Here is a 13365-nt window from a genome sequence, read left to right as displayed (position 1 = left end):
TTTTTGTTTTGCCGGAGCAGTCAGTGGAGATCTCTCTGGCATCCCCGTCCGGCGGCCTTATAATGCCCGCCTTTGGTACATCAGCAGGCTGTCCCTCCTTGGCAAATATAGATAACCCGGCCGCCGAAATGGCTGCCGAAGGCTTTTTCCGGATCGCGCTGGGCGTCGAATACAAAGGCTCGCGCTACCGCGGCTGGCAGCGCCAGGCATCCGGGGTGCTCACCGTGCAGGAAACCCTCGAAAACGCCTTGTCCAAAGTCGCCGACTCACCCGTTTCGCTGATGTGCGCCGGGCGTACCGACGCCGGGGTGCATGCCTGCGGGCAGGTGGTGCATTTCGACACCCAGGTCGAGCGTTCGATGAAGGCCTGGACCATGGGCGCCAACATCAACTTGCCCCACGACGTCAGTGTCAGTTGGGCCAAGGTCATGCCGGCGCATTTCCATGCGCGGTTCAAGGCCATCGCCCGGCGTTATCGCTACGTGATCTACAACGATCAGATCCGCCCGGCGCACCTGAACGAAGAAGTGACCTGGAACCACCGTCCGCTGGACGTCGAGCGCATGGCCGAGGCCGCTCAATACCTGCTCGGCACCCATGACTTCAGCGCTTTTCGCGCCGGCCAGTGCCAGGCCAAGTCGCCGATCAAGGAGCTGCACCACCTGCGCGTCACCCGTCACGGCAAGATGATCGTGCTGGATATTCGCGCCAGCGCCTTCCTGCATCACATGGTGCGCAACATTGCCGGCGTGCTGATGACCATCGGCGCCGGTGAGCGTCCGGTGGAGTGGATGAAAGAAGTGCTGGAAAGCCGGATTCGACGGACCGGTGGCGTGACGGCGCATCCATTCGGTTTGTATCTGGTCCAGGTCGAGTACCGTGACGAGTTCGAGTTGCCCGAGCGTTACATCGGTCCGCACTTCCTGACCGGCTTCTCGGAACTTGGCGGCTGACGCCCTCGAATGCTTTTGCTACCATCCGGGACTTTCCCGGATTTGTCTTGGAGTTGTATCGACATGTCAGCCGTTCGCAGCAAGATCTGTGGGATTACCCGCATGGAAGATGCGTTGGCGGCCGTCGAGGCCGGGGCGGATGCCATCGGATTGGTGTTTTACGCCAAAAGCCCCCGTGCGGTGACGTTCCAGCAGGCGCGCTCGATCATCAAGGCGCTGCCGCCGTTCGTGACCACCGTGGGTTTGTTCGTCAATGCCAGCCGTTGCGAGCTGGGGGAAATCCTCGACGCGGTGCCGCTGGATCTGTTGCAGTTCCATGGCGACGAAACCGCCACTGAATGTGAAGGCTGGCACCGGCCGTACATCAAGGCATTGCGGGTAAAGGCCGGTGATGACATCGCCGCGGCCTGTGATGCTTATGCAAGTGCCAGTGGAATCCTGCTCGATACCTACGTCGAAGGCGTTCCCGGAGGAACCGGTGAGGCATTCGACTGGTCATTGATACCGCAAGGCTTGAGCAAGCCGATCATTCTGGCAGGTGGTCTGACGCCGGATAACGTCGCCGAGGCGGTTGCGCGCGTTCGGCCTTACGCCGTGGATGTCAGCGGCGGGGTAGAGGCGAGCAAGGGCATCAAGGACCACGCAAAGATTCAGGCATTCATCAAAGCGGTACGTGGTAGCACCTGTTGATGTGACGGCTGGCAGACTGCCGCCGTCCACTGCACTGTACAAAGCGGATGCACTGCACACAGCAGGCATATCCGAGGGTTTCTGGTTGCACGCAGGTCATGTTTCGCGCTGACCGTGGCAAGTCCATCGACCGTCGCCGCACACATGAATTTAGCGCTAGGGCATACACGGGGCTGCGAACCAGAGCGTTCGGGCCGCCGGTACTGGAGAAAGAAAGCATGAGCAACTGGTTAGTAGACAAACTGATCCCTTCGATCATGCGTTCCGAGGTCAAGAAGAGCTCGGTGCCTGAAGGTCTTTGGCACAAATGCCCGTCTTGCGAGGCTGTGCTGTATCGTCCGGAGTTGGAAAAGACCCTGGACGTTTGCCCCAAGTGCAACCATCACATGCGTATCGGCGCCCGCGCCCGTATCGACATCTTCCTCGACGTTGAAGGCCGTACCGAGCTGGGTGCGGACCTGGAGCCGGTTGACCGTCTGAAATTCCGCGACGGCAAGAAATACAAGGACCGCCTGACCGCTGCCCAAAAGCAGACCGGCGAAAAAGACGCGCTGGTTTCCATGAGTGGCACTTTGCTGGGCATGCCGATCGTGGTTTCGGCGTTCGAGTTTTCCTTCATGGGCGGTTCGATGGGCGCCATCGTCGGTGAGCGTTTCGTTCGCGCAGCCAACTACGCCCTGGAAAAACGTTGCCCGATGGTCTGCTTCTCGGCTTCCGGCGGTGCGCGGATGCAGGAAGCACTGATTTCCCTGATGCAAATGGCCAAGACCTCCGCGGTACTGGCTCGTCTGCGTGAAGAAGGCATTCCGTTCATCTCCGTGTTGACCGACCCGGTCTACGGCGGCGTTTCCGCCAGTCTGGCGATGCTGGGCGACGTGATTGTCGGTGAGCCGAAGGCGTTGATCGGTTTTGCCGGTCCGCGTGTGATTGAGCAAACCGTGCGCGAAAAACTGCCGGAAGGCTTCCAGCGCAGCGAGTTCCTGCTGGAGCACGGTGCCATCGACATGATCATCGACCGTCAGGAGCTGCGTCCGCGCCTGGGCAACCTGCTGGCGCAAATGATGGGCCTGCCGACGCCGAAGTTCGTCGCCGCGCCAGTCGAGAAAATCGTCGTTCCACCGGTGCCTGCCAACCTATGACCCAACGTACCCTTGGCGAATGGCTCGCCTACCTTGAGCAGTTGCACCCTTCGGCCATCGACATGGGCCTGGAGCGCTCGCAACAGGTAGCGTCCCGCATGGGACTGGGCAAGCCGGCGCCTCGGGTGATCACGGTCACCGGCACCAACGGCAAGGGCTCTACCTGTGCGTTCATGGCGTCCCTGCTGCGCGCGCAAGGCCTGAAAGTCGGTGTCTACAACTCTCCGCACCTGCTGCGCTACAACGAGCGGGTGCAGGTCAATGGCGTCGAAGCCACTGATGCCGAGCTGTGCGAGGCCTTTGCTGCGGTAGAGGCCGGGCGCGGCGATACCTCCCTGACTTACTTCGAAATGGGCACCCTGGCGGCATTCTGGCTGTTCCAGCGCTCCGGGCTCGATGCCGTGGTGCTGGAGGTCGGTCTGGGTGGTCGTCTGGATACGGTCAACGTGGTGGACGCCGACATGGCGCTGGTTACCAGTATTGGTGTCGATCATGCGGATTATCTCGGTGATACCCGTGAGTCCGTGGCCTTCGAGAAGGCCGGTATTTTCCGTCAGGGCGCGCCTGCGCTCTGCGGCGATCTGCGTCCGCCACAACCTTTGCTGGACAAGGCGCGCGAGCTCAATTGCCCGTTTTTCCTGCGTGGACGCGATTTTGATCTCGGCATGACCGATCACAACTGGCAGTGGCGCGGTGTCGATGCGCAAGGGCAGGCAGTCGAGTTGCGCGACCTGCCACTGCTCGATCTGCCGATGGAAAACGCTGCGCTGGCGTTGCAGGCTTACTTGTTGCTCGGCTTGCCTTGGGTGGATGCGCAGATCATCGAGGCACTGCGGGCAACCAGGGTGGTCGGTCGTCTGGATCGCCGTAAGTTCGAGTGGCAAGGCAAACGCTTGAATCTATTGCTGGATGTGGGGCATAACCCCCATGCGGCGGAGTATCTGGCTCGTCGCCTGGCCAGTCGCCCGCCGGTCGGCAAGCGATTGGCGGTGTTCGGGCTGCTGGCGGACAAGGACCTGGGTGGTGTTGTCGGCGAGTTGAATGCTAGTGTCCAGCACTGGGCTGTCGCACCTCTGGATTCGCCTCGGGCGCGTCCGGTTGCGGATTTGCATAATGCGTTGCAAGGTCTGGGTGCTTCGGTCACGTCATACGAAAGTGTAGCGGCCGCCCTGGAAGGGCAGTGTGCCCAGGCCACGAACGACGACGAAATCCTGTTGTTCGGATCATTTTATTGTGTCGCTGAGGCCCTTGAATGGCTGGCCCGGCGCTCCACGGAGGACGCGGCAAATGGCATTGCTGGATAAGGCATACAAGCAGCGCATGGTTGGCGCCCTGGTGTTGGTTGCGCTGGCGGTGATTTTTCTGCCGATGCTGTTTTCCCGCCAGGACGAGCAGCGCCAGGTGACGGTTGACGCGCCTGCGGCTCCGCAGGCGCCTGTGATGCCTCAGGTGAGGGTCGAGCCCGTAGTGGTGCCTGAGCCGCAAGCCTTGCCTCAGGAGCCCGTGCCGAGCGATGACGAAATCGCCCAGCAGGAAGCGCCGGCGGTGCCAACTGCGCCGGTGGCTCCAGCTCCGGCTACCGCTGCGGCTGCCAAACCGGTTACACCGCCGCCAGCACCAGCACCAGCACCGGCCCTGGCTGCCAAGCCTGCGACAACGCCTGCCCAGCCCATCGCGGCGGCTCCGGGCAAGCCGGACACCACGCAAAGCCGTGTCGATGCCAATGGCTTGTCTGTCAGCTGGTCGGTGCAACTGGCGAGCCTGTCGAATCGTGAAAGCGCAGAAAATCTTCAGAAAACCCTGCGCAGCCAGGGTTACAACGCCTACATCCGTACCGCCGACGGCAAAAACCGGGTGTTTGTCGGGCCGTTGATCGAGCGCGCCGAAGCCGACCGTCTGCGTGACTTGCTCAACCGCCAGCAGAACCTCAAGGGTTTTGTCGTGCGTTTTCAGCCGGAACGTGGCTAAAACTATCGCCCCGATATGAAATGCACTGACAATCGCAGCTTACCGATAAGCATGGGCTCTGCTAAAATGCGCCGCCTTATCCGTCTGTAGGCTGCACTGTGCCATTTACCTGGGTTGACTGGGCGATCGTAGCAATCATCGCCATCTCCGCATTGATCAGTCTGAGCCGCGGCTTCGTCAAGGAAGCACTGTCGCTGGTGACCTGGATCATCGCAGGAGTCGTGGCCTGGATGTTCGGTGGTTCACTGTCCGAGTACCTCGGCGGGTACATTCAAACACCGTCGGCCCGTATAATAACGGGCTGTGCCATCATGTTTGTCGCCACTTTAATCGTAGGCGCAATGATCAATTATCTTATCGGCGAACTGGTTCGCGTCACCGGGCTCTCCGGGACCGACCGATTCCTCGGCATGGCCTTCGGCGCCGCGCGTGGCGGGTTGCTGGTGGTTATCGCCGTCGGGCTGTTGAGCCTGGGGCCGGTACAGCAGGACGGGTGGTGGAAAGAGTCACAGCTCGTGCCAAGATTTCTATTGGTCGCCGACTGGTCCAAAAACCTGATCCTCGGGTGGAGCAGTCAGTGGCTTGCCAGCGGAATCAGCGTACCCGCTGATATTCCGTTCAAGGAGCAACTCTTGCCGATGGCCAAAACGCCTCAGTGAGTAGTGCTCAGTTCAGATCCATTAAGTAGGGGTTGCGTCGCATGTGTGGCATCGTCGGTATCGTCGGTAAGTCGAACGTCAATCAGGCGCTGTATGACGCGCTAACCGTCCTCCAGCACCGCGGCCAGGACGCTGCCGGTATCGTGACCAGCCATGATGGCCGGTTATTCCTGCGCAAGGACAACGGTCTGGTGCGTGACGTGTTCCAGCAGCGTCACATGCAGCGCCTGGTCGGCCACATGGGCATTGGTCATGTGCGGTATCCGACCGCGGGTAGCTCGACGTCGGCTGAAGCTCAACCGTTTTACGTCAACTCGCCTTACGGCATTACCCTGGCGCACAACGGTAACCTGACCAACGTTGAACAACTGGCCAAGGAGATTTACGAATCTGACCTGCGCCACGTCAACACCAGTTCCGACTCGGAAGTGCTGCTCAACGTGTTTGCGCACGAGCTGGCTCAGCGCGGCAAGTTGCAGCCGACCGAAGAAGACGTGTTCGCCGCCGTCACCGACGTGCACAACCGTTGCGTCGGTGGTTATGCCGTCGTAGCGATGATCACCGGCTACGGCATCGTCGGTTTCCGCGACCCGCACGGCATCCGCCCGATCGTTTTCGGCCAGCGTCACACCGACGAAGGCGTCGAGTACATGATCGCCTCGGAAAGTGTCTCCCTGGACGTGCTCGGCTTCACCCTGATTCGCGACCTGGCTCCCGGCGAAGCGGTCTACATCACTGAAGAGGGCAAGCTGTACACCCGTCAGTGCGCGACCAACCCGTCCCTCACCCCGTGCATCTTCGAACACGTCTACCTGGCGCGTCCGGATTCGATCATCGACGGCGTGTCGGTCTACAAGGCCCGTCTGCGCATGGGTGAGAAACTCGCCGAGAAGATCCAGCGCGAGCGTCCGGATCACGACATCGACGTGGTCATCCCGATTCCGGACACCAGCCGCACCGCGGCGCTGGAACTGGCGAACCACCTGGGCGTGAAGTTCCGCGAAGGTTTCGTGAAGAACCGCTACATCGGCCGGACCTTCATCATGCCGGGCCAGGCAGCGCGGAAAAAATCCGTACGCCAGAAACTCAACGCCATCGAGCTGGAATTCCGCGGCAAGAACGTGATGCTGGTGGATGACTCCATCGTTCGCGGAACCACTTGCAAGCAGATCATCCAGATGGCCCGCGAAGCCGGCGCGAAGAACGTTTATTTCTGTTCCGCGGCTCCAGCGGTTCGCTACCCGAACGTCTACGGTATCGACATGCCGAGCGCCCACGAACTGATCGCCCACAACCGCTCGACTCAGGACGTGGCTGACCTGATCGGCGCCGACTGGCTGGTCTATCAGGACCTGCCTGACTTGATCGAAGCGGTCGGTGGCGGCAAGATCAAGATCGACAAGTTCGATTGCGCGGTGTTCGATGGCCAGTACGTCACCGGCGACGTCGACGAGGCTTACCTGAACAAGATCGAGCAGGCACGCAACGATGCCTCCAAGGTCAAGACGCAGGCAGTCAGTGCGATCATCGATCTGTACAACAACTGAGTTTCTACCGGCCCTGAGGGGCCGGTTTTGTATCTGGCAAAAAGACTTTCATCTATCAAGAGCAGGGCAAGGAGTGACAGCATGAGTCAGGAATGGGATGCCGGTCGGCTGGATAGCGACCTCGAAGGTGTAGCGTTCGATACCCTGGCCGTACGTGCCGGTCAGCACCGTACGCCGGAAGGCGAACACGGTGATCCGATGTTCTTCACCTCCAGCTATGTATTCCGTACCGCCGCCGACGCCGCTGCGCGCTTCGCTGGCGAAGTACCGGGCAACGTTTATTCGCGCTACACCAACCCGACCGTGCGCGCATTCGAAGAGCGCATCGCCGCGCTGGAGAGCGCCGAGCAGGCCGTGGCCACGGCCACCGGCATGGCGGCCATCATGGCCGTGGTGATGAGCCTGTGCAGTGCCGGTGATCACGTGCTGGTGTCGCGCAGCGTTTTCGGCTCGACCATCAGCCTGTTCGAAAAGTACTTCAAGCGCTTCGGCATCGAAGTCGACTACGTTGCCCTGGCCGATCTGTCCGGTTGGGATGCGGCAATCAAGGCCAACACCAGGCTGCTGTTCGTCGAATCGCCATCCAATCCGTTGGCCGAGTTGGTGGACATTGCAGCTCTGTCGGAAATCGCGCATGCCAAGGGCGCGATGCTGGTGGTCGATAACTGTTTCTGCACGCCGGCACTGCAGCAGCCGCTGAAAATGGGCGCAGACATCGTCGTGCATTCGGCCACCAAGTTCATCGACGGCCAGGGCCGTTGCATGGGCGGCGTGGTCGCCGGTCGTAGCGAGCAGATGAAAGAAGTGGTGGGCTTCCTGCGTACCGCCGGGCCGACCCTGAGCCCGTTCAACGCCTGGATCTTCCTCAAGGGTCTGGAAACCCTGAACCTGCGGATGAAAGCGCATTGCGCCAACGCCCAGCAACTGGCCGAGTGGCTGGAGCAGCAGGAAGGCATCGAGAAAGTCCATTACGCCGGCCTCAAGAGTCATCCGCAGCACGAACTGGCGCTGCGTCAGCAGAAGGGTTTTGGTGCTGTCGTCAGCTTTGAGGTGAAGGGTGGCAAAGAGGGTGCCTGGCGTTTTATCGATGCCACGCGCCTGATTTCGATCACCGCCAACCTGGGCGACAGCAAGACCACCATCACGCACCCGAGCACCACGTCCCATGGCCGCCTGGCGCCGCAAGAGCGTGAAGCGGCGGGCATTCGTGACAGCCTGATCCGCATTGCGGTCGGCCTGGAGGACGTGGCGGACCTGCAAGCCGATCTGGCGCGCGGCCTGGCAGCGTTGTGATCGAGTTGTCTGCACCGAGCACAGGCTCAAATGGTCGCGTTGCGCTGGTGACCGGCGCTGCGCGGGGCATTGGCTTGGGGATCTCGGCCTGGCTGATCAGCGAAGGTTGGCAAGTCGTGCTGACGGATCTGGACCGGGAGCGTGGCTCGAAAGTGGCGAAAGTGCTGGGCGACAACGCCTGGTTCATCGCCATGGATGTCGCCAACGAAGGGCAGGTTGCGCTGGGCGTGGCCGAGGTGCTCGGTCAGTTCGGGCGCCTGGATGCGCTGGTTTGCAATGCGGCGGTTGCCGATCCGCACAACATCACGCTGGAAAGCCTGGATCTGGCTCACTGGAATCGGGTGTTGGCGGTGAACCTCAGCGGTCCGATGTTGTTGGCCAAGCACTGCGCCCCGTACCTGCGGGCTCACAGCGGTTCGATCGTCAATCTGGCCTCGACCCGCGCCGGGCAGTCGGAACCCGATACGGAAGCCTATGCGGCGAGCAAGGGTGGCCTGTTGGCCCTGACTCACGCGTTGGCCATCAGTCTTGGCCCGGAGATTCGGGTCAATGCCGTCAGTCCTGGCTGGATCGATGCGCGCGACCCCTCGGTGCGGCGTGCCGAGCCATTGACCGAGGCTGATCATGCCCAGCATCCGGCGGGCAGGGTGGGGACGGTTGAGGATGTCGCGGCGATGGTGGCCTGGCTGCTGTCGAGGAATGCCGGATTTGTCACCGGTCAGGAATTCGTGGTCGATGGCGGCATGACCAAGAAGATGATTTATAGCGAGTAATCCGGCATTGGCGCCGACCGGTCTTGAATGTGCCACCGTCTTCGCGAGCAAGCAGTCTGACTGGAGTAGATGCGCTCCCGATTGAAAGAATTTTGTCTTTTTCAGAAAAACTTCAAGCAGGGTATTGACTTAGGTTCGTTACCTGCGTAAATTTCGCGGCCTCGGAGATGCAAACGGGTGATTAGCTCAGCTGGGAGAGCGTCTGCCTTACAAGCAGAATGTCGGCGGTTCGATCCCGTCATCACCCACCACTCCCGAGAAACTTGCGAAAGCAAGAGGTAGGCTGAAATGCCTCCACCGACGCGCAGCGGTAGTTCAGTCGGTTAGAATACCGGCCTGTCACGCCGGGGGTCGCGGGTTCGAGTCCCGTCCGCTGCGCCATATTTTCCGAGTCGGGGATGCCCTGATTCGAGATTGAAAGAGAGATTGAAAAGTCTCGGAGCTTTTAATCAGACGAGTTACTTGAGCATCTGCTCAAAGCGATACGCAGCGGTAGTTCAGTCGGTTAGAATACCGGCCTGTCACGCCGGGGGTCGCGGGTTCGAGTCCCGTCCGCTGCGCCATATCTGCCTCAAGGCCAACTGAACGCCTTGGAGCTACGAAGAAGCCACTGGCTGCTTCGAGTCGATAGCAAAGACCCTGGTCGAAAGACCGGGGTTTTTTGTTTCTGAAATTTGATTTTTCCCTTCCTGTATCTTTCCTGTCAGTCCTTTCTGAATGCCTGTCCCCGAATCGGGCAAATCTTGTTCTCGTCGTCCGTCGACACCCTCAATGCCCTGCGCCAAAAAGTCGCGGTTTTTTGATCTTTTGGTCAGTTTTTGGTTTTCCGCAAGGTCGTAAGCCTATAAACTTAACCTTTCGGTCAGCTTTGCACTGTCATTACAGCCCTTTGCCACGTCCAGAAGGGCTTCTGCAAGACTCGAGATTTCCAGTACATAATCAGAAGGGCGGATTCCATGACCGCCCAAAGGATGATCCATGTCCAACCGTGATATATCCCGGCGCTCGTTCCTTCAGGGCGGGCTGGTAGCGGGTGTGAGCGTGACGCTCACGCCATTGAGCAGCCAGGCGCTGGCTGCCTTGATGGAAAACAGCGTGACCGTGCCGTCCGAGCAGTGGCTCGGCAACAATGGCAAGGCGCGCGCCCGTAACGATGCCTTGTCCAAGGTCTGCGGCAGCAAAGTCTTTGCCCGCGACATCCGCGCCAAGGACATGCCGGGCTGGCCGCAGCAACAGGGCCACGCCATGCTGCTCAAAACCATCAAGGCCGACCACATCTTTGCAGGTATCGATCTGTCGTGGCTCGGTGCCGGGTTGCAGCCGGACCGCATCGTTACCGCCGAAGACTTGGTCAAGGACGGTATCGTGTTCCCTGAGGAGCACGCTCCGGATCCATTGCTGCCGGCCGGCAAGGTGCCGATGTTCATCGGGCACCCCGTGGCGATCCTGATCTGGAACGATTTCGAGCGTTTCCGTCAGGCCAAGAACCAACTCAAGTTCAATGACAAGGCAATTCGTTACGGTGCCCAGGTGCCGTTCTATGAAGGCGATCCGTACGGCAGCTTCCGCTACGTACGCGTTGGCGGAGCGACCTCGGCGGACGAAGACGAGTTTGCCAGCCTCAAGGATTCGATCCTGTTCCCGATGCTGCGCAATCGCCGTCCGGTGTGGAATGCCCAGCCGAACCTGCACGGTAATCTGACCGAGCGTGGGTTGTTTTATGCCGAGCGCATGAAACAGCAGATCGATGCGCCGCCGGAAAACTGGCTGGTGTTCGATGAGCGCTACAAGACCCCGTCGATCGAACCGGCCGCCATGGAACCGGACAACGGCAACGGCTGGTACGACCCGGCCACCAAGACCCTGAATTTCGTGGTTGCCACCCAATGCCCGCTGGAGGCGGCGACCGAAACCGCGAAGATGATCGCGCCGTCGCGCTTTGGCCTGGCCAACCTGAACATGCACCCGGGCTATACCGTCGGCTACGGCTCCAAGGACCACAACATTTTCGTCTACTACGCAGCGCTGGCGGCGTTGTACGGCGCCGGTGTGCCGGTGCGTCTGGCCAACGACCGCTATGAGCAGTTCCAGAGCGGTATCAAGCGTCACCCGTTCGACATTCGCTATCAATTGGCGGTGGACAAGAACGACTACAGCTTCAAGATCTTCCGCGCTGAAATGAGCGTCGACGGTGGCGGGCGCATCAACTACAGCCCTTCGGTGGCTGCAGTGGGCGCCACGGCAGCACAATCGATCTACTACATGCCGCAGAACGATCTGCAGGTCACGGCTTACCATTCCCGCGCGGTAGAAGCCGGGTCGATGCGTGGCTACGGCACCCTGCAGAGCATGGCGTCGACCGAAATGATGGTCGACGAAATCGCCGATCGCCTCGGTGTCGATGCCATTGAGCTGCGCCGCAAAAACGCACTGCGCTCGGGCATGAAAAACACCCAGGGCGCAATCCCGGCCGGTGCCTTGCGCCTGCACGAGATTCTCGACAAGGCGGCCGTCCACGACACCTGGAAAAACCGCGACGCGATCAAGAAGCAGCGCGAAGCCGCCGATCCGGATAACTGGTACGGCATCGGCTTCGCCATCTGCCAGAAAGACTTCGGTACCGGTTCGGAAGCGCCGATGGCCAGCATCGAGTTCACCGCTGAAGGGCGCATCAACTTGCGTCACATTGGTATCGAGATCGGCACCGGCATGTCCACTTCACAAGCGATGGTAGTGGCCGACTTCCTCGGCCTGCCTGCGCACGAAGTGAAGACCGGCGAAACCGACTGGAAGGAAATGCAGCTGATCACTGGCGGCAACCCATACATCATGAGCCAGGCCGAGCAGGACGGCTTCCTGCGTAACCCGCGCTGGGTCGGCAAAATCGCTTCGGCGTCGTCGGCGACCAACTCCGCCTACTACTTCAGCCATGCCACCCGTGAAGCTGCGCGCGTGTTGTTCAACCACGGTCTGTGGCCGGCGGCGCTGGAGATCTGGCGACAAGGCCCTTACGGCGGCCAGGCCAACCCATACGTGGTGCGCCGCGAAGACGCCCATTGGGTCGACGGCAAACTCACCGCCAACGGCATGGAACCGTTGCCGTTTGCGATGCTGGCCAAGCGCGCCCACGAACGCGGGCTGGTGACTGGCGCGACCGTGCATGGCTTCAACCGCTGGAGCTGGGCCGAGGCCGAGTTCAGCATTGACGGCGTGCGTGAGCGTCTGCCGCTCGATGGGTTGGCGGTCAAGTACGGTGACGGTGCGCCAAAGGCGAAGAAGGCGCAGATGAGCAGCGCTGGTTTCCATTTGCTGGATCGGCAGAACATCGCCTACCCGGCAACTCAGTTGAACAATGCGGCGGTGACTTACTACAGCCCGGTCGCGACGCTGGTGGAAGTGAAGGTCAACAAGGGGTCGGCAGAAGTGTCGGTGCTCAACCATCACTCGTGGGTCGAGTGCGGTCGAGTGCTGGTGGAAGAACTGGTCAAGGGCCAGCTCGAAGGCGGTATCGCGATGGGCATCGGCCATGCGTTGATGGAAGAGATGCCACTGTATGAAGGCGGCCCGGGGGAGGGCGACTGGAACTTCAACCGTTACCGCCTGCCAATGGCGCGCCACGTTGCTGTGTGGAAACAGACGGCGGACATCCTGCCGCCACTGTCGCCAAGCGACCCGTCCAAGGGCATCGCCGAGGTGGTGATGATTCCGGTGGTCGGTGCCATCGGTAACGCCGTGGCTCATGCCATCGGTAAACGTGTCCGCGACCTGCCTATCACTTCTGCACGCATCAAGGAGGCCCTCAATGGCTAACCGTCCGCTTCAACTGACCCTCAACGGTCAATCCGTCGGCCCGGTGGACATCCCTGATGACCTGCCGATGATCGACTACCTGCATGAGTACAAGAACCTCACCGGTTCGCGCCTGGGTTGCGGCCAGGGCATCTGCCACGCTTGCGTGGTGATCGTCGACAACCCCGACGGCACCAGCGAAGAAGTGCGCACCTGCATCACTGGCGCGCACTATTTCGAAGGCAAGAAGGTTCGGACCATCGAAGGCCATGCCACCCGCGACGAGCAGGGCAAGGTCACCGAGCTGAACCCGATCCAGCAGCGCTTCGTCGATGAATTCGCCTTCCAGTGCAGCTACTGTGCGCCGGGTTTCGTGAATGCCGCGACCGTGCTGGTGGAAAAGCTGCAGCGTCAGCCCATCGTCAAAAGCCAGCTGGAAAAAGTCATCGAGGACAGCCTCGGTCATCACATCTGCCGTTGCACCGGCTACGTGCGCTACTACAGCGCCACGCGCAATGTGCTGACCGATCTCGGCCTGGTCAAGGAGGGTTAAG

At 60.7% G+C, this 13365-nt stretch carries 11 protein-coding genes and 3 tRNA genes; all 14 read left to right on the top strand.

Annotation, left to right across the window (positions count from 1 at the left end; translation table 11 throughout):
• The first annotated feature begins 128 nt into the window (after positions 1-128).
• The 14 genes from truA (at position 129) to CAF65_RS13120 (ending at position 13364) form a co-directional block, all read left to right on the top strand.
• Entirely contained in the window at positions 129-953 is an 825-nt protein-coding gene (gene truA, locus CAF65_RS13185; protein WP_085716659.1) for a tRNA pseudouridine(38-40) synthase TruA, read from the top strand.
• A 63-nt stretch (positions 954-1016) separates the two neighbouring features.
• Positions 1017-1643: a phosphoribosylanthranilate isomerase gene (locus CAF65_RS13180; RefSeq protein ID WP_085716658.1), complete on the top strand. Its 627-nt coding sequence runs from the start codon at positions 1017-1019 to the stop codon at positions 1641-1643.
• Positions 1644-1861: 218 nt separating this feature from the next.
• Positions 1862-2782, top strand: coding sequence for an acetyl-CoA carboxylase, carboxyltransferase subunit beta (gene accD / locus CAF65_RS13175; protein ID WP_085716657.1), 921 nt, complete (start codon positions 1862-1864; stop codon positions 2780-2782).
• Positions 2779-4086 carry a bifunctional tetrahydrofolate synthase/dihydrofolate synthase gene (gene folC, locus CAF65_RS13170; protein ID WP_085716656.1) on the top strand — a complete coding sequence of 436 codons (1308 nt, stop codon included), beginning with the start codon at positions 2779-2781 and terminating at the stop codon, positions 4084-4086. Before accD ends, folC begins: the two co-directional genes overlap by 4 nt.
• Positions 4070-4750, top strand: a complete 681-nt coding sequence (locus tag CAF65_RS13165; protein ID WP_085716655.1) for an SPOR domain-containing protein — start codon at positions 4070-4072, stop codon at positions 4748-4750. The genes folC and CAF65_RS13165 overlap by 17 nt, the downstream gene beginning before the upstream one ends.
• A 98-nt stretch (positions 4751-4848) precedes the next feature.
• A complete protein-coding gene (locus CAF65_RS13160; RefSeq protein ID WP_085716654.1) occupies positions 4849-5409 on the top strand; it encodes a CvpA family protein in 561 nt (186 codons plus the stop codon).
• 41 nt (positions 5410-5450) lie between these two features.
• Complete coding sequence (gene purF / locus CAF65_RS13155) at positions 5451-6956, top strand: amidophosphoribosyltransferase (protein WP_008016246.1); 1506 nt, start codon at positions 5451-5453, stop codon at positions 6954-6956.
• 81 nt (positions 6957-7037) lie between these two features.
• The gene (locus CAF65_RS13150; RefSeq protein ID WP_085716653.1) at positions 7038-8249 is read left to right on the top strand and encodes an O-succinylhomoserine sulfhydrylase; all 1212 of its coding nucleotides are present in this window, start codon (positions 7038-7040) and stop codon (positions 8247-8249) included.
• Positions 8246-9022, top strand: coding sequence for an SDR family oxidoreductase (locus tag CAF65_RS13145; protein ID WP_085716652.1), 777 nt, complete (start codon positions 8246-8248; stop codon positions 9020-9022). The genes CAF65_RS13150 and CAF65_RS13145 overlap by 4 nt, the downstream gene beginning before the upstream one ends.
• A 175-nt stretch (positions 9023-9197) precedes the next feature.
• Positions 9198-9273 (top strand) — tRNA-Val (locus CAF65_RS13140).
• 53 nt (positions 9274-9326) lie between these two features.
• Positions 9327-9403, top strand: a tRNA-Asp gene (locus CAF65_RS13135).
• 105 nt (positions 9404-9508) lie between these two features.
• Positions 9509-9585: transfer RNA gene (locus tag CAF65_RS13130), tRNA-Asp, on the top strand.
• A gap of 415 nt (positions 9586-10000) precedes the next feature.
• Positions 10001-12832: a xanthine dehydrogenase family protein molybdopterin-binding subunit gene (locus CAF65_RS13125; protein WP_085716651.1), complete on the top strand. Its 2832-nt coding sequence runs from the start codon at positions 10001-10003 to the stop codon at positions 12830-12832.
• Positions 12825-13364 (top strand): (2Fe-2S)-binding protein, encoded by a 540-nt coding sequence (locus CAF65_RS13120; protein ID WP_007982256.1) that lies wholly within the window; start codon positions 12825-12827, stop codon positions 13362-13364. The genes CAF65_RS13125 and CAF65_RS13120 overlap by 8 nt, the downstream gene beginning before the upstream one ends.
• The last annotated feature ends 1 nt before the right edge of the window (position 13365 follow it).

This window comes from Pseudomonas sp. B28(2017) (assembly GCF_002113025.1).
In the GTDB taxonomy this organism is placed as follows: Bacteria; Pseudomonadota; Gammaproteobacteria; order Pseudomonadales; family Pseudomonadaceae; genus Aquipseudomonas.
Note: the sequence above shows the minus strand (reverse complement) of the source record. Positions and strands in the feature narration are given on the sequence as shown.